The 16096-nt window shown below is 65.0% G+C and carries 13 protein-coding genes; 5 read left to right on the forward strand and 8 right to left on the reverse strand.

Annotated elements, in window-relative coordinates; all coding sequences use genetic code 11:
- Window positions 1–41: 41 nt before the first annotated feature.
- Window positions 42–2852 (reverse strand): MGH1-like glycoside hydrolase domain-containing protein, encoded by a 2811-nt coding sequence (locus OKW30_RS37515; protein ID WP_429349123.1) that lies wholly within the window; start codon window positions 2850–2852, stop codon window positions 42–44.
- Window positions 2853–2903: 51 nt separating this feature from the next.
- Window positions 2904–4874, reverse strand: coding sequence for an amylo-alpha-1,6-glucosidase (locus OKW30_RS37520; protein WP_429349124.1), 1971 nt, complete (start codon window positions 4872–4874; stop codon window positions 2904–2906).
- Between the two features lie 200 nt (window positions 4875–5074).
- Between OKW30_RS37520 and OKW30_RS37525 the strand changes: the two genes are divergently transcribed.
- Entirely contained in the window at window positions 5075–5422 is a 348-nt protein-coding gene (locus OKW30_RS37525; RefSeq protein WP_429349125.1) for a hypothetical protein, read from the forward strand.
- A 99-nt stretch (window positions 5423–5521) separates the two neighbouring features.
- Window positions 5522–7678 (forward strand): phosphocholine-specific phospholipase C, encoded by a 2157-nt coding sequence (locus OKW30_RS37530; protein ID WP_429349126.1) that lies wholly within the window; start codon window positions 5522–5524, stop codon window positions 7676–7678.
- A gap of 109 nt (window positions 7679–7787) precedes the next feature.
- On the opposite strand, the gene OKW30_RS37535 is transcribed toward OKW30_RS37530, so the two are convergent.
- The 3 genes from OKW30_RS37535 to OKW30_RS37545 all read right to left on the reverse strand — a co-directional run bounded on the left by OKW30_RS37535 (window position 7788) and on the right by OKW30_RS37545 (window position 10883).
- Window positions 7788–8705 carry a dihydrodipicolinate synthase family protein gene (locus OKW30_RS37535; RefSeq protein WP_429349127.1) on the reverse strand — a complete coding sequence of 306 codons (918 nt, stop codon included), beginning with the start codon at window positions 8703–8705 and terminating at the stop codon, window positions 7788–7790.
- A 257-nt stretch (window positions 8706–8962) separates the two neighbouring features.
- A complete protein-coding gene (locus OKW30_RS37540) occupies window positions 8963–10078 on the reverse strand; it encodes a succinylglutamate desuccinylase/aspartoacylase family protein (RefSeq protein ID WP_429349128.1) in 1116 nt (371 codons plus the stop codon).
- Between the two features lie 37 nt (window positions 10079–10115).
- Window positions 10116–10883 carry a transporter substrate-binding domain-containing protein gene (locus OKW30_RS37545; RefSeq protein WP_184030587.1) on the reverse strand — a complete coding sequence of 256 codons (768 nt, stop codon included), beginning with the start codon at window positions 10881–10883 and terminating at the stop codon, window positions 10116–10118.
- Window positions 10884–10997: 114 nt separating this feature from the next.
- Between OKW30_RS37545 and OKW30_RS37550 the strand changes: the two genes are divergently transcribed.
- Window positions 10998–11918: a LysR substrate-binding domain-containing protein gene (locus OKW30_RS37550; protein ID WP_429349129.1), complete on the forward strand. Its 921-nt coding sequence runs from the start codon at window positions 10998–11000 to the stop codon at window positions 11916–11918.
- A gap of 57 nt (window positions 11919–11975) precedes the next feature.
- On the opposite strand, the gene lysA is transcribed toward OKW30_RS37550, so the two are convergent.
- On the reverse strand, window positions 11976–13232 hold the full coding sequence (lysA, locus tag OKW30_RS37555) for a diaminopimelate decarboxylase (protein ID WP_429349130.1): 1257 nt from the start codon (window positions 13230–13232) through the stop codon (window positions 11976–11978).
- A 120-nt stretch (window positions 13233–13352) separates the two neighbouring features.
- Here lysA and OKW30_RS37560 point away from each other — a divergent pair, with 120 nt between their 5' ends.
- Window positions 13353–14291, forward strand: a complete 939-nt coding sequence (locus tag OKW30_RS37560; protein ID WP_429349131.1) for a LysR family transcriptional regulator — start codon at window positions 13353–13355, stop codon at window positions 14289–14291.
- Window positions 14292–14520: 229 nt separating this feature from the next.
- Window positions 14521–15375: an oxidoreductase gene (locus OKW30_RS37565; RefSeq protein ID WP_187630024.1), complete on the forward strand. Its 855-nt coding sequence runs from the start codon at window positions 14521–14523 to the stop codon at window positions 15373–15375.
- A gap of 33 nt (window positions 15376–15408) precedes the next feature.
- On the opposite strand, the gene OKW30_RS37570 is transcribed toward OKW30_RS37565, so the two are convergent.
- Together OKW30_RS37570 and OKW30_RS37575 are read right to left on the reverse strand one after the other, a co-directional pair.
- A complete protein-coding gene (locus tag OKW30_RS37570; protein WP_429349132.1) occupies window positions 15409–15843 on the reverse strand; it encodes a rubredoxin in 435 nt (144 codons plus the stop codon).
- Window positions 15844–15915: 72 nt separating this feature from the next.
- Window positions 15916–16041, reverse strand: coding sequence for a hypothetical protein (locus OKW30_RS37575; RefSeq protein WP_429349133.1), 126 nt, complete (start codon window positions 16039–16041; stop codon window positions 15916–15918).
- Window positions 16042–16096: the final 55 nt, after the last annotated feature.

Genomic DNA, 16096 nt, shown 5'->3' on the forward strand with positions numbered 1-16096 from the left:
CGCACAGTTCAATCGCATTCGTGCGTGAGCGCGCGGCGTGCTTACTTCGTCGTCGTGGCCGGGAGCGACGGTACCGGTTCTTTCGCCACCGCCGGCGTTACCGCGGACGCAGAAGCCGTCGGCACCGGAATCGGCGCGGGCGCCGGCGCCGGTTCCCCCGCCAGCGGCACGTTGCCCGATGCCGCCATCGCGCGCGGCTGCAACAGCAACGCGACGAGCCCGGTCCAGCCGGTCTGATGCGAAGCCCCGACGCCACGACCGTTATCGCCATGAAAATACTCATGGAACAGGATCAGATCCTGCGAACGCGGGTCCGCCTGCAGCAGCGGATACGCACCCATCACCGGCCGCTCGCCGTTTTTGTCCTTCAGGAACAGCGTGGTCGCGCGGCGCGCGAGTTCGTCGGCGATTTCGCTCAACGAGAACTTCTGGCCCGACCCGGTCGGATACTCGACGCGGAAATCATCGCCGTAATAGCGATGAAACTCGTACAGCGATTCGATCAGCAGATAGTTGACCGGCATCCACACCGGCCCGCGCCAGTTCGAATTACCGCCGAACACGCGGGTATCGGATTCGGCCGGCAGATACTTCACGCAGAAGCTGTTGCCGTTGTGCTGGTACACGAACGGATGATCGCGATGGCAACGCGACAACGCCCGCACGCCGTGATCGGAAAGAAATTCACTTTCGTCGAGCGCACGCCGTAACAACGCCTTCATCCGATGCCCGCGCAGCAGCGAAAGCAAAAGCGCGTTGCCCTTGCCGGGCTCGTTCCAGCGCGACACCAGCTTCGCGAGATCGGGCCGATGCTCGAGAAACCACACGAGGCGCTCGCGCAAGCCCGGCAAGCCGCCGTGCAGACGCTCCTCGAGCACGTGCACGGCGAACAGCGGTATCAGTCCGACGATCGAGCGAACGCGCATCGGCAAGTTGCTGCCGTCGGGCAGGCGCAGCTTGTCGTAGAAGAATTCGTCCTCGCTGTCCCACAGGCCCGTGTCGCAACCGTCGTCGCAACTGACCGCTTCCGCGATGTACAGGAAGTGCTCGAAGAACTTCACACCAATATCGACGAACACATGGTTCGCGTAGGCGAGTTCGAGCGCGATACGCATCAGGTCGAGCGCATACGCGGCCATCCACGCGGTGCCGTCGGCCTGGTCGATGTGGCCGCCGGTGGGCAGCGGCGACGAGCGGTCGAAGATGCCGACGTTGTCGAGCCCGAGAAAACCGCCCTGAAAAATATTGTGGCCGTCGGCGTCCTTGCGATTCACCCACCACGAGAAATTCAGCAGCAGCTTGTGAAACACGAGTTCCAGAAAATCGCGGTCCGCCTTGCCGGTCAGCGCGCGGTCGATCTCGTACACGCGCCACGCGGCCCATGCATGGACCGGCGGGTTCGCGTCGCTCAATGCCCATTCGTAAGCGGGCAACTGGCCGTTCGGGTGCTGATAGCGGTCCTTCACGAGCAGCAGCAACTGCTTCTTGGCGAACGCCGGATCGATCAGCGCGAACGCGGCCGCATGAAACGCGAGGTCCCACGACGCGTACCACGGGTACTCCCACTTGTCCGGCATCGACACGATGTCCGCGTTGCACAGATGCCGCCAGTCAGTGTTGCGGCCGTGCTTGCGCGCGGCGGGCGGGCTCGGTTGCAGCGGATCGCCGTCGAGCCAGCGCTGCACGTCGTACTGGTAGTACTGCTTCGACCACAGCATGCCGGCGAGCGCCTGACGTTGCACGAGACACGCATCGGGGTCGGTGATCTCGTGTTGCAACGCGCCATAGAATTCGTCGGCTTCGGCGCGGCGGCGCGCGATCAACACGTCGGCATCGAATGGCGCTTCATCGGTCGCCGATTGCGGGTGCCAGCGCAGATACACGACCGCGCGTCCGTGCGGCCCGAACTCGAGCGCCGCATGCGCCGCGGCCCGGGTGCCCGCGTCGTGACGGATCGCGTTCGCGTCGCCGTGCACGAGGTAGTCGTTGAAGCCGTCCTTGAACGGGCCCGCGCCGTCCATGCCGAACAGCCGCTTCACGTTGGTGTCGTTCTCGCAGAACAGCCACGCGAGTTGCGGCGCGTCCTTCGACCACGCGGTCACGACGATCGGTTCGTGCACATGGTGATGGCCAAGCAGACGCACCGAGCCGTCATGACCGGTACCGGCGACGAGCTTCGGCTTGTCCTTGTTCTCTTTCCACGACCACGAGTTGCGCGCCCAGATTTGCGGCAGCACATCGAGCGACGCCGCTTCGTCCGCGCGATTTTCGATCGTCACGCGCATCACGATGTCGTCGGGCGTGTGCTTCGCGTATTCGATCTGGACGTCGAAATAGCGCTGATCGTCGAACACGCCGGTATCGAGTACTTCGTACTCTGGCATATCGCCGCCGCGGCGCGCGTTTTCGTCGATCAGGTCCTGGTAGGGGTAGGCCGCATGCGGGTACTTGTACAGCATGCGCATGTAGGAATGCGTGGGCGTGCCGTCCAGATAGAAGTACAACTCCTTGACGTCCTCGCCGTGATTGCCCTGCGAGTTCGTCAGGCCGAACAGGCGCTCCTTGATGATCGGGTCCTTGCGGTTCCACAGCGCGAGCGACACGCACCAACTGAGCCGGTCGTCGCCGAAACCGGCGATGCCGTCTTCGCCCCAGCGGTAGGCGCGGCTGCGCGCATGGTCGTGCGGAAATGAGTCCCAGGCGGTGCCGTTCGCGCTGTAGTCCTCGCGCACCGTGCCCCACTGGCGCTCGCTCAGATACGGCCCCCAGCGCTGCCAGTGGCCGCATTCGGGCGAATGCAGCCGGGAACCTTCGATCGTGGCGAGCAGATTGGCAGCGCGCAGCGGTGGCATGAAAACGTCCTTGCAACAGGCCTGGCGGTGGGACCCACATCGTAGCGCGGTTTACGCGCCGTTGCGCTCGAACCGGGCAAGCAGACTTTCGACGCGCAGCAATTCGCCTAGCGACCAGGCCTGGAACGGCGTGCCGGCGGGCGCGTGCGGCGCGTCGCCGGCGGCGATCTCGGACAGGTGATCGAGGCCCGCGTGATCGAGATGCGCGTACAGCGGGGCGAGAAAACGCGCCCTCGCCTGCGCGAGATTATCGGCACTCGCGCCATTCACTCGCAGCCACGCTTCGACGAACGGGCCGATCAGCCACAACCACGCGGTGCCCTGATGATAGGCGCCGTCGCGTTCGCGCGGCGCGCCGCCGTAGCGACCGCGATACGCGGGATCGGACGGCGCGAGCGTGCGCAGGCCGAGCGGCGTCAGCAATTGCGCTTCGACCTGACCCACCACCGCGCGCGCCGCCGCGCCTTCGAGCAGCGGAAACGGCAGGCCACCGACCGCGAAGATCTGATTCGGCCGGATCGAGCGGTCGACCGTGCCCGGCACATGATCGACGTCGACGTTATCGAACAGCGCCTGGGTGGCCGGATCGACGAAGCGCCGGCGAAACGCGAGCGTCGCGAGCTCGGCAGCTTGCCGCCGCTGCGGGTTCCATGCTGACGCGATTCGCAGCGCGTTGATCCACAGCGCCTGCACTTCGACCGGCTTGCCGATGCGCGGTGTGACGACCCAGTCGCCGACTTTCGCGTCCATCCACGTCAGTTGCACGCCGGGGATGCCGGCGCGCAGCAGGCCGTCGTCCGCGCACACGCCGATGTTGAAGCGCGTGCCGTTCGTGTAGCCGGTCAGGATCGTTTCGGCGGCCTGCTGCAGATGCGCGCGCGTTTGCGCGCCCGCATGCGGCGTCGCCAGATAGTCGTGAACCGCGACGATGAACCATAGCGACGCGTCGACCGAGTTGTATTCGGGCGCGTCGCCGTAGTCGGGGAAGCGGTTCGGCAGCATGCCTTCGGACAGCGTGCCCGACCATTCGAGCAGGATCGCTTCGGCATCGTCGAGACGGTTCGACTCGATCAGCAGGCCGCGCATCGCGATGAACGTGTCGCGGCCCCAGTCGGTGAACCACGGAAAGCCCGCGAGGATCGTGCGGCCTTCGTTGCGCGTGACGACGTAGGCGTCGGCCGAACGTTGCAGGCGTGAGCCGAGTGCGGCGCGGCGTTGTTGTTCGGTGTGGGCGAGTTGGGCGGCGTGGGCGGTGGTTTGGGGTTTGTCGTTCGCGCATTCGGTGGCGGACGTGCTCGACGCGCTCAGAATCATCACCGCGTCGCCCTCCGCGAGATCGAAGCTGAACACGCCGGGCGTCGCGAGATCTTCGCTGCAATCGAGACCGCGCTCCTGCTCGCGCACGTAGCAGAAGTTGCGATACCAGTCGGGCGCATGCGTATAGGCACCGTTCGTCGCCGCTCGCACGACCGGCAGTCCGCCATACGGTTGCCAGCTCGCGCACGACTGATCGGCGCTGACTTGCACGCCGAAGTTGAAGGCCGGATTCTCGTGATGCAGCGCATGATAGTCACGGCCCGACAGCAACGGTCTGATCTTCAGCACGGGCGCATCGAGTTCGCCGCCTTCGAGCCGCCAGCGCAATGCCGTTTCGCACGTCGCTTTGCTGACGAACACGTCGGCGATCATCGCCGCGTGCGCACCGAGTCGAATGCGCCACGTCGGCCACGGCGCGGTGTCGAAGCCGGCAAGGCGGCCGCGCAGATCCGGATAGATCACGTCAGGCCCATAGCGTTGCATGGTCAACGCGAAGCGCTCGCCGCCCGCCTCGACCCACGCCTCGATACCGTTGACGAGCATCAGGCGCCCGCCCGGCGCGCGCGTCGCGGCTAGCAGCAGCGCATGGTAGCGGCGCGTGCGCAACATGCCGAGCGTGCCCGAAGCAAAGCCGCCGAAGCCGTCGGCTTCGAGCCATTCGTCTTCGAGTTGCGAGATGTCGATGGGCGAATCGATGCGAGTCATTGAATCGTGCTCATGCGCGAATGATAAAGCAGCAAACATAGCGCAGATGGCAGCGCCATGAACATTGACCTTCCCGATACTTTCCATTTTCTTTCGATCAACCGACGATTTATCGAAAGTTATGCCGGGCGCAAACGTTTCACAATTATTTCTTGAAAGGAATGGAGACTGCACCCGCTTTCATCGAACCGGATGCAGACATGAGAAAAATCAGTTGCATCGCGAGCGCCGCATTGCTGGCGCTTGCCACGATAGCGTTGAACGGTTGCGGCGCGGACGACTCCTCTTCCACGAGCAACGCGACGACCACGAGCCTTGCGCCGAACGACGCGGCGCAACGACCCGCAATGGCGGCAGCGGCAGTGGCGACTCCCAACGCCTCAGCGCCATTCGCGGACAACACGGCGAACAACACGGCGAGCAACGCGGCAAGTGGCGCAGCCGCCACCGACGCGATCAGGCAAAACATGCAGGCCAGTCTCGCGGCCGACAGCCAGCAGGTCGCGCCGGTCATGCGCTACGCGCCCGGCGACAGCGCGAACAACTAGTTCGCAACTGATCAGCAAGAGCAACGCGTAACCGACAACGAAACACCCCAAAGCACGCTCACGCGCGCCATTCTTCCCCTACGCAGAAGGTGATATTCGATGACATCAACTAGCCGTCGCCGTTTCCTGCAAACCGTGGCTTCATCCGCGGGCGCCGCCGCCGCGATGACCGCATTGCCCGAGTCGATCCGCAACGCGCTCGCCGTGCCTGCGTTTTCGCGCACGGGCACGATTCGCGATGTCGAGCACATCGTCGTGTTCATGCAGGAGAACCGCTCGTTCGACCACTACTTCGGCCATCTGCGCGGCGTGCGCGGCTATAACGACCGCTTCCCGATTCCGCTGCCGAGCGGCCTGCCGGTGTGGAATCAGCCGTCGAAGGAAGACCCGACCAAGCCGGTGCTGCCGTTCCATCTGAACACCGCGACGACGAGCGCGCAGTGCGTCGGCGATCTCGATCACTCGTGGTACAAGACCCAATATGCGATCGACGGCGGCCGCTACGACCAGTGGCCCGCCAACAAGACGGACATGACGATGGGCTACCACCTGCGTAGCGATATCCCGTTCCACTACGCGCTCGCCGACGCGTTCACGATCTGCGATGCGTACTTCTGCTCGTTGCCGGGACCGACGCACCCGAACCGCGCGTATCTGATGACCGGCATGGTCGACCCGACCGGCACGATGGGCGGCCCGCTGCTCGACAACAACGACTGGGTCGACGGCGATGGTCCGCCGAACTATCAGTTGCTGTCGTGGACCACGTATCCGGAGCGTCTGCAGGCCGCGGGCATTTCGTGGCAGATCTATCAGCAGGGCACGTCGGGCGCCGATCCGCTGAACGGCAATTACGGCACCAACATCCTGCAGAACTTCACGAACTTCATCAACGCGCAGCCGGGTTCCCCGCTCTACCAGCGCGCGCAAACCGTGCGCACGATCGACGACCTGAAAGCCGACGTGCTCGCGAACCAGCTGCCGCAGGTGTCGTGGCTGTGCCCGCCGGCCGCCTACTCGGAGCATCCGAGCTACACGCCCGCGTACGGCGCCGAATACACGTCGCAGATTCTCGACGCGCTGACGTCGAACCCCGAGGTGTGGAGCAAGACCGTGCTCTTCATCATGTACGACGAGAACGACGGCTTCTTCGATCACCTCGTGCCGCCGCAACCGCCGACGACCTCCACCCAGGGCAAGTCGACGGTGACGACCGACGGCGAGATCCACAATGTCGTCAATCCGCTGCGCGGCGGCAGCTACACCGCCGACGGCTATCCGTATGGCCTCGGCCCGCGCGTGCCGATGACGATCGTGTCGCCGTGGACCAAGGGTGGCTTCGTGTGCTCGCAGGTGTTCGATCACACGTCCGTGATCCGCTTCATCGAAACGCGCTTCGGCGTGCATGAGCCGAACATCACGGCATGGCGTCGCGCGGTGTGCGGCGACCTGACCACCGCATTCGACTTCCGCACGCCGGATGCGAAGATGCCGTCGCTGCCGGACACCAGCAACTACATGAGCATGGCCGACAACCAGTGCAAGACGCAACCGAAGCCGACCGTGCCGACGACGCCGACTCCGGTCGATGCGCAGGAAGCGGGCATCCGTTTCGCGCGCGCGTTGCCGTACGAACTGCATGTGAACGGCGCGGCGAACGCGGGCAACGACACGTTCGAAATCACGATCGGCAACACCGGCGACCAGGGCGCGCACTTCTACGTGTACGCGACGAATCGCACCGACGGTCCGTGGCGCTACACGGTCGAAGCGGGCAAGTCGCTCAGCGACACGTTCGACCTGAGCACGACGAACGGCGTGTATGCATTCGACGTGTTCGGCCCGAACGGCTTCGTGCGCAAGTTCGCGGGCAACACCCAGGCGAGCACGCAAAGCACGCAGAATGGCCATGGCAACGGTCATGGCGACAACCAGCCGGCGCGGCCTGAAGTGACCGCGCAATACGACGTCGCGAATGGCAACGTGTTCCTGAAGTTCACCAACAGCGGCGGCGGCATCGCGCATCTGACGGTGATCGACAACGCGTACGGCGCGCGCCCGCGTACCGTGGTCGTGCCGGCCAATGCGCGTATCGAAGAAGACTGGGTGCTTGCGTCGAGCCATCACTGGTACGACCTGACGGTGACGAGCAGTGACGACGCGAGCTTCTCGCGCCGCTTTGCCGGTCACGTCGAGAACGGCCGGCCGAGTATCAGCGATCCGGCTGCGGTTGCGCCGGTGCTGAGCGCGAGTTGAGGCAACCACCGCCAGCCCTGCTTACTCGCAGTAAGATTCGGCATCCTGTCCCGCCTACGTGGCGGACAGGGTGCCGATGTTTTTTAAGGCTCGTATTGAACCGCGGTGCTTAGAGACCGACGTCCGGCAGCGCCGGACGCGTGGCGAGCGCCTTGGCGACGATGTCTTTGACTTCGGCGAGCGCGTCGCCTTGCAGCGCGAGGCGCGGCGGACGCGTGACAGCGCTGCCGCGGCCGAGCAGTTCCTCGCACAGCTTGATGCATTGCACGAGGTCGGGGCGCGCGTCGAGGTGCAACAGCGGCATGAACCAGCGGTACAGCGACAGCGCTTCATCGAAACGCTTCTGCGTGGCGAGGCGGAACAGCGTCTCGCCCTCCTTCGGGAACGCGTTCGACATGCCCGACACCCACCCTTGCGCACCGACCGCGATGCTTTCGACGACGACGTCGTCGAGGCCGGCGAACAGCACGAAGCGGTCGCCCACCGCGTTGCGCAGATCGATGAAGCGTCGCGTATCGCCCGACGAATCCTTGAAGCAGACGATGTTCTCGCAGTCCTGCAGTGCGATCAGCACGTCCGGCGTGACGTCGTTCTTGTAGATCGGCGGGTTGTTGTAGATCATCACCGGCAGATCGGTGCTGGTCGCGACCGAGCGGAAATGCGCGGCGGTTTCGTGCGGCTTCGCGGAATAGACGAGCGCCGGCATGACCATCACGCCGTCGACGCCGACACGCGCGGCTTCACGCACCGTCTGCCGCGCGAACTCGGTCGTGAACTCGGCGACACCCGCGACGACCGGCACCTTGCCGCCAGCCGCGTCGCGCGCGGCCTCGATCACCTGCAGTTTTTCCGACGTATTCAGCGAGGTGTTTTCGCCAACCGTGCCGCAGACCACCAGACCCGACACGCCGTCCTTGACGAGATTGCTGACCACGCGGTGCGTCGCGTCGATGTCGAGCGAAAAATCCGGCTTGAACTGGGTGCTGACGGCGGGAAACACCCCGCTCCATTGGATAGCCTTGCTCACTTTGTCCGTCTCCTTCAAAAAGCCGGCCGCGCCGACACACGTTGAGTATGACGACGAGTATCGGCCTTTATCCCGACGCGGGCTTGGGCTTTTTCGTGGCTGAAAGAGATTAAATCCGCACAACAGGCGAGGCGCCGGATCGCCGGCCGGGCGGCGCCGGCGACTTCGCAGCAAGGCGGCTGAGGCGCACGTCAGCACCGTCGCGTGAGGCGTCGAGGCGGCCCCTGGATGCCGAGTCCGGCATAGCCGTTACGCGATCAGGCGCCCAGCAATACGCCCGTTCGGATCGGCCGCGTGCCGGTCACGCGACCGAGCGGCGCACCGGCCGTCGCGAAACGGATCGCGCGCCGCATGTACAGCACCCCTTCGGTCTGGCTCGCGATCGTGGTCGTCTCGTCGGTCAGCGGATCGACGATATCGAACAGCGGCTGGCCGACGCGGATCTTGTCGCCGATCTTCGCGCGGTGCACGAGAATCCCGCTCACCGGCGCATAGAACTGCTCGCTGCCCGCGAGCGGCGTCGCCGGCGACAGCAGCGGCGGCAACGGCTTGGCCTCGCCCCGAATCGCGCCGCGCCACACCAGATAGTCGACGAGCGCGTCGGCATCCTGCTGCGCGACTTCATACGACACGTCGCGCTGGCCGCGGCATTCGACCGTCACCGCGATCGCGCCGGTCGGCAGCGGCTTGCTCGCCGGCATCTGCTGCTGCAACGTCCACCACAGCAGGCTGTGGGTTTCGTCGAACGCGCCGCCGCCCGAATCGGTCGCGAGCAACGACGCCTCTGCACCGAGATAGCGCGACAGCGGCTCGAACTCGGCCCAAGCGGATTCGCTCGTGTACACATGCATTGCCGCTTCGAGCGAGCAATGCAGATCGATCACGACGTCCGCGTCGCACGACAACTTCAGGAGCGCCAGTTGCAGCGACTCGAATTCGGTCAGCGGCTTCTGTTGCGCGAGTTCGGCCGCGAGCAGCTCGCGCACGATGCGGCGGTTCTCGTTCGCGTCGGCGCCGAGCGCCTCTTTCGCATTCGCGACGAGCTTTGCGAACTGCACGAAATGCCGGTTGAAGTTCTTGCCACTGCCGAGATCGAAGCGGCCGATGAACTGCCCGAGCACGTATTGACTGAGCCCGACCGGATTCGACACCGGCACGAGCACGATTTGAGCGCTCAGCGCGCCGGCTTCCTCGAGCTCCCGCAGACGCCGCTTCAGCAGCACCGTGGTCAGCATCGCGGGCGTTTCGTCGGCATGCAGCGACGCCTGGATGTAGATCTTCTGCCCGCTATTGGCCGGGCCGAAATGAAACGACACCAGTTCGCGGTGCGTGCCGATGGCTGGCGACACAAGCGGAATCGATTGCCTGTTCATGAATGGAAAGCCGTGAAGATAATGTTGGAAATCTGCATCAATTGCCGTACGGATCGAAGTCGAAGTACTTCTTCGCGATCTGCGCATAGGTGCCGTCTTTGCGCATCGACGCGATCGCCGCGTTGATCGATGCCTGCACCGCGGTTTCGTCCTTGCGCAAGCCGATGCCGACGCCGCGATCTCCCATCGAAAGCGGCTCGCCGACAAACGCGAAGCCCTTGCCAGCGGGCGTGCGCAGGAAGCCGTAATCGGCCTCGACGGTGCCGAGCAACGCGCCGTCGAGCCGGCCGTTCTGCAGATCGGCGAACACCTCGTCCTGGCTCTTGTAGGCGACCACGTTCGCGCCGAGCGGCGTCCAGTTCTTCAGTGCGTAGCCCTCGAACTGGGTGCCCGACTGCACGCCGATCTGCTTGCCGGCAAGTCCGCTCGCCGTAGGCGCGAGCGACGAGCCTTGCCGCGCGATCAGCCGCGACTTGAACTGGAACAGCTTCGACGAAAACAGAATCTGCTGCTCGCGCTTCTCGGTGATCGCCATCGACGACAGCACCGCGTCGATCTTGCGCGCCTGCAGCGCCGGAATCATGCCCGAAAACTCGAGTTCGACCCACTGACAATGCGCGTGGATGCGCCGGCAAATCTCGTTGCCGAGATCGACGTCGAAGCCCTTCAGGCTGCCATCGGGCGCCTTCGAGTCCATCGGCGGATAGGTCGGATCGATGCCGAGGCGCAACGTGTTGGCGTCAGCGGCGAACGCGCCGCTGCTGAAAGCCAGCGCGGCGCAGAGAGTGATCAGTGGAGTTTTCATGGAAGGCGACGATGAGCGGATCAGGACAGCGTGATCGTAAGCCGCTGTGGCGCCTCAAAGAAGTCCCGTTCGGACTATCATGATCACTTTTACCGATCATCAAACCCTGACGCCATGGCATTGACGATTTCCCAGCTGCGCGCGTTCACGGCGGTCGCCGAGCATGGCAGCATCCGCGCGGCGTCGCGCGCGCTCGGCATCGCGCAAAGCGGCATCACGCAGCAGTTGCAGAACCTCGAATCGATGCTCGGCGCGACGCTGTTCACGCGCACCAATCGCGGCATTGCGCTGACCGCGCTGGGCCAGCGGCTGCTGCAGCGGGCCGGCGCGATCCTCGGTGAATGCGAGCGTGCCGAGGAGGACGTGCGGCAACTGCGCGGCGACTACGTGGGCGAGGTCACGTTCGGCATGACGACAGAGCCGCTCGTCGACGCGTTCGCGCCCGTGCTGATGGAATTTCGTGCGCGCTTCGAGCGCGTCGCCGTGCATCTGCGCACGGGCACGTCGCGCATGATGATTTCGTGGATCCGCGAAGGCACGCTCGATTTCGCTGTCGCGCTCGTATCGAGGCAGACCGACACCGCCGATCTGTCGGTCACGCCGCTCTATCCGTCCGACCCGGTAATCGTGTGCCGGCGCGGTCATCCGAAGGCGCGCGCGAAGTCGCTCGCCGAACTCGTCGATTGCACGTGGGTGACGACGCGCTCGCCGAATCTGACCGAGGAGCCGCACGTCAACCGGTTGAGCCATCTGTTCGACAGCTACGGCTTGCCGCCGCCGAAGATCGTCGCGACCGTCGAGGGCTTGTACGAGACGCTGCACCTGGTAGCCGCGACCGATTGCCTGTCGCTCGAATCATCGGTCATCGCGAAGCGCGGGCCGTTCGCGGACGTGCTGACGACGATCCCCGTGCGCGAGCGCGCGTTGCAGCAGAACGTCTGTCTGCTGCAACGCGCCGCGATTCCGCTGACCCCAGCCGCGCAGGAGTTCGCGACGATGATCGCGTCGTACGCGCGCGCGGTGCGGGCGCATTGAGCGTTGAGCGTTGAGCGTTGAGCGTTGAGTGTTGAGCGTTGAACTCCAATGCGCCGCTCAAGCCGCCGTTGCTTCGAGCGCTATCAATTCTTCGATGCGCTGCCTGCGCCGGATCAGCCGCGCGTTGCCGCGCTCGATCAGCACCTCGGGCGCGAGCGGCCGGCTGTTGTAGTTCGATGACATCGACGCGCCGTACGCGCCTGTGTCATGGAACACGAGCAGGTCGCCCACTCGAGGCGCGGGCATCGACCGGCTCGTGACGACACCGCCTTGCGCCTGCGTGAACACGTCGCCGGCTTCGCACAGTGGCCCCGCCACGCTGAACGAGCCGGCCGGCGCATCGCTCGGCGTGCCGTTGCGCCGAAGCACGCTGATCTCGTGATAACTGCCGTAGTAAGACGGCCGCACCAGGTCGTTGAAGCCCGCATCGAGCAACGCGAATTGCCGCGACGGCCGCCGGTTCAGCGCGTGCACTTCGGCGACGAGTACACCTGCCTGCGCGACCAGAAAGCGCCCCGGTTCGATTTCGAGTCGCACGCGATGCCCGACGCGTGCTTCGATGCGGCGCCGCGCGTCGTCCCACAGCCGGAAATAATGCGCGGTATCGACACTCAGCTCGCCATCGCGATACGGCACCGACAAACCACCACCCGCGGAAATCGCCTCGATATCCCGATCGAGTTGCGACACCGCATCGACCATCGCATCGCACACTTTCGCGAGATGCGCGTAATCGACACCCGAGCCAATATGCATATGCAGCCCGACGAGCTTCAGCCGATAGCGCCGCACCAGTTCGAGCGCGCGTGGCAGGTCATCGCGCCAGATGCCGTGCTTGCTGTGCTCGCCGCCTGTGTTGGTCTTGCTGCTGTGGCCGTGACCGAAGCCGGGATTGATCCGCAGCCACACGCGATGGTCTTCGCTCGCGTGTCTCCCGAGCCGTTCGAGCATGTCGGGCGAGCCGGCGTTGACCGTGATTCGCTCGTCGAGCACGGTGGCCAGCGTCGCGTGGTCGAGCACGTCGGCGGTGAAGACGACGCCTTCGGCCCCACCGTTCGATGCGGGTTGAGCCGCATAACCCGCGGCAAAACTGCGCGCGAGTTCACCCAAAGAGACCGCATCGACCATCACGCCTTCGTCGCGCATCAGCCTCAGGATGTGCACGTTCGAACAGGCCTTCTGCGCGTAGCGGATCGTGTCGAAACTGCGCAACTGCGCGATGCGCCGGCGGATCGTGTCGGCGTCATAGACCCATAGCGGCGTGCCGTGCTGGCGCGCGAGGTCGGCGAGTTGACGGGAGTCGAATGGCGTCATAGTCGGTTGCATGTCGAAGCTTTGCGAAAGCGATAGCCGACATGATGATCCGTGGCGATCATTCAGTAAAATACCAATTTATTGTTCTCCTATTCACTTTTGATATAGCACGGACCCACCATGGCGCTCACGCACCGGCACATCGAAATCTTCCGCGCGCTGATGACGGCCGGCAGCGTGACCAAGGCAGCCGAGATGCTGTTCACGTCGCAGCCCACCGTGAGCCGCGAACTCGCGCGCATGGAACAGAGCATCGGCTTCGCGTTGTTCGAGCGAGTGCGGGGCCGGCTGCGTCCCACGCAATCCGCGCTGACGCTGTTCGACGAGATCAAGCGTGCGTATGTCGGGCTCGAACGCGTCGCGTCGACGGCGGCCGCGCTGCGGGAATTCAAGGGTGGCCAGCTGTCCGTGATCGCGCTGCCGTTGTTTTCGCATTCGATCCTGCCGGGCGCCGTCAAACGCTTTCACGATGTGCAGCCGGGCGTCAGCGTATCGATCGCGACGCAGGAGTCGCCGTTTCTCGAAGAATGGCTGAGCGCGCAGCGCTATGACCTCGGCCTCACCGAGCACGACGCGCCGCCGCCCGGCACGCGGCTCACGCCGCTCATCGCCGTCGATGAAGTGTGTGTGCTGCCCGACGCTCACCCGCTGCTCGCGAAACGCGTGATCGCATTGAAAGATTTCGCCGATCAGGCGTTCATCAGCCTGTCCGCGAACGATCCATACCGGCTGCAAATCGACGAAGCGTTCGCGCGAGCCGACATCGCGCGCCGCCTGCTGATCGAAACGCCGACCGCGGTGTCCGTGTGCAGCTTCGTGCGGCAAGGGCTCGGCATTGCGATCGTCAATCCGCTGACCGCGCTCGATTTCGCGGGCCACAATCTGCATATCCGGCCGCTCGCGTCGTCGCTGCCGTTTCGCGTCAGCGTGATCCGTCCCGAGCACCGGCCCGAGCATCCGCTCGCGGACGCGTTCGTCGGCGCACTGCAAAGCGAAGCCGCCGCGCTGCGACTACAATTGAAGCGCCGCACCAGCCCCAAGCGGTCATCGCATTCATAGCAGTCACGGCGGCGTCCCCGCTTCATCGCCCGGCGAATCCGCGCAGCGCGACGCGCGTTCGCGCGGGGCCACCGCCCGAACCGTCCGCCGCGCGAACCGGGCACGCTTCGAGCTGACATCACCCGCATACCGATTACCGACGCGCCGCGCGTCTGCGCCGCATCGGGGCGCCGTTTTTAGCGCCGTTTCCCAGTCTTCACGTCATAGACCCTCAACAGGAGTGTTCCAAATGATGAATCGAGACAATCCCGTCTGGCTGATCACAGGCTGTTCCACCGGCTTCGGCCGCGAGCTCGCGAAGCTCGTGCTCGAACGCGGCTGGCGCGCGGTCGTCACCGCACGCGATGCATCGAAAGTGAAGGACATCGCAGAGGGGCACGGCGAGCGCGCGCTGGTGCTGCCGCTCGACGTGACCAATCGCGCGCAGATAGAAACCGTGGTCGCGCAGGCGAAGCGCCATTTCGGCCGCATCGACGCGCTCGTCAACAACGCGGGCTACGGTTATCTGGCCGCGATCGAGGAAGGCGAGGACAGCGAAGTCCGCGCGATGTTCGAGACCAACGTGTTCGGCCTCGTCGACATCACGAAGGCCGTGCTGCCGATCATGCGTGAGCAGCGCAGCGGTTTGATCGTCAACGTGTCGTCGATTGGCGGGATTGCGAGTTTTGCCGCGACCGGCTACTACCATGCGACGAAGTACGCAGTGGAAGGGCTGTCGGAATCGCTCGCGCTGGAAGTGAAACCGCTCGGCATCGGCGTGCTGATCGTCGAACCTGGGCCGTTTCGCACCAACTGGGCGGGTCCGTCGATCAAGCAGTCGGCAACCTTGATCGACGACTATGCGTCGACCGCCGGCGAGCGCCGCAAGCAGACCGAAGCGCGCAGCGGCAAGCAGGCCGGCGACCCGGTGCGCGCCGCGCAGGCGATCATCGATGCGGCGTTGTCGGACGCGCCGCCGCTGCGGCTGCTGCTCGGCAAGACCGCGCTCGATCTCGCGTACAGGAAGCTCGACTTTCTGCGCGGCGATTTCGACACCTGGCGAGCGACGAGCGAGGGGGCGGATTATCCGGAAGGGACGGTGTAGAGCGGGTTTATCAGGCGAGCCTCGGCCCGCCGCTTAAAACTCCACCAGCGCAAAATCTTCCTTGCCCACATCGCACAGCGGGCAGCGCCAGTCGGCCGGCACATCGGCCCAGCGCGTGCCCGGCGCGATGCCCTCTTCCGGCACGCCGGCGGCTTCGTCGTAGACCCAGCCGCAGATCACGCAGACCCATTGCTTGAGGTCGTCGGCTGTGGCGACGTTCGCGGCCGACCGCGCATCGGGCGTACCGGTCGCAGCGGCATCCGCCGCGCACGTGCGCGCCGTCGCATCGAGGCTCACGACGAGCGGCGCGACCGTGCCGCTACCGGTTCCCGCGAGCCGCGCCTTCAGGCTGTCGAGCAGGCGCTGCGCTTCGTCGTGGGTCAGATCGATCCAGTACGGATCGCCGGCGCCGTCGTTGAGCCGCTCGGGGGAAAACTGGATTTCTACGGCTACGCCCTTCTTGTACATGGCAATCAAAAATCTCGAGAAAGCCGGCGACGCGCGCCGGCACAAGGCTGCCCGCGCGACGCGGGCGCTGCTTCAGTGCGCGTGGACCAGCAGATTCAGCGCGATCGAGGCGATCAGGCCAGCGGCGCCGATCAGGCCAAGCAACTGCAGAAGAGTGAGGGATTGACGCGAGTTGGTGGGGGTTTGTTGCGTGGTCACGAGCGAGTCTTGAAGTTCGGAAAAAGCGCAATGGTACACGGGTGCGGACGCGACG

This window comes from Paraburkholderia sp. Clong3 (assembly GCF_050436485.1).
Taxonomy (GTDB): domain Bacteria; phylum Pseudomonadota; class Gammaproteobacteria; order Burkholderiales; family Burkholderiaceae; genus Paraburkholderia; species Paraburkholderia tuberum.

What these genes read in the sequence shown, in the direction of transcription:
- OKW30_RS37570 (WP_429349132.1), bottom strand. Translation starts at nt 15,843, where the DNA reads ATGTACAAGAAGGGCGTAGCCGTAGAAATCCAGTTTTCCCCCGAGCGG.
- OKW30_RS37530 (WP_429349126.1), top strand. Translation starts at nt 5,522, where the DNA reads ATGACATCAACTAGCCGTCGCCGTTTCCTGCAAACCGTGGCTTCATCC.
- OKW30_RS37565 (WP_187630024.1), top strand. Translation starts at nt 14,521, where the DNA reads ATGATGAATCGAGACAATCCCGTCTGGCTGATCACAGGCTGTTCCACC.
- OKW30_RS37540 (WP_429349128.1), bottom strand. Translation starts at nt 10,078, where the DNA reads ATGAACAGGCAATCGATTCCGCTTGTGTCGCCAGCCATCGGCACGCAC.
- OKW30_RS37520 (WP_429349124.1), bottom strand. Translation starts at nt 4,874, where the DNA reads ATGACTCGCATCGATTCGCCCATCGACATCTCGCAACTCGAAGACGAA.
- OKW30_RS37515 (WP_429349123.1), bottom strand. Translation starts at nt 2,852, where the DNA reads ATGCCACCGCTGCGCGCTGCCAATCTGCTCGCCACGATCGAAGGTTCC.
- OKW30_RS37525 (WP_429349125.1), top strand. Translation starts at nt 5,075, where the DNA reads ATGAGAAAAATCAGTTGCATCGCGAGCGCCGCATTGCTGGCGCTTGCC.
- OKW30_RS37550 (WP_429349129.1), top strand. Translation starts at nt 10,998, where the DNA reads ATGGCATTGACGATTTCCCAGCTGCGCGCGTTCACGGCGGTCGCCGAG.
- OKW30_RS37560 (WP_429349131.1), top strand. Translation starts at nt 13,353, where the DNA reads ATGGCGCTCACGCACCGGCACATCGAAATCTTCCGCGCGCTGATGACG.
- lysA (WP_429349130.1), bottom strand. Translation starts at nt 13,232, where the DNA reads ATGACGCCATTCGACTCCCGTCAACTCGCCGACCTCGCGCGCCAGCAC.
- OKW30_RS37545 (WP_184030587.1), bottom strand. Translation starts at nt 10,883, where the DNA reads ATGAAAACTCCACTGATCACTCTCTGCGCCGCGCTGGCTTTCAGCAGC.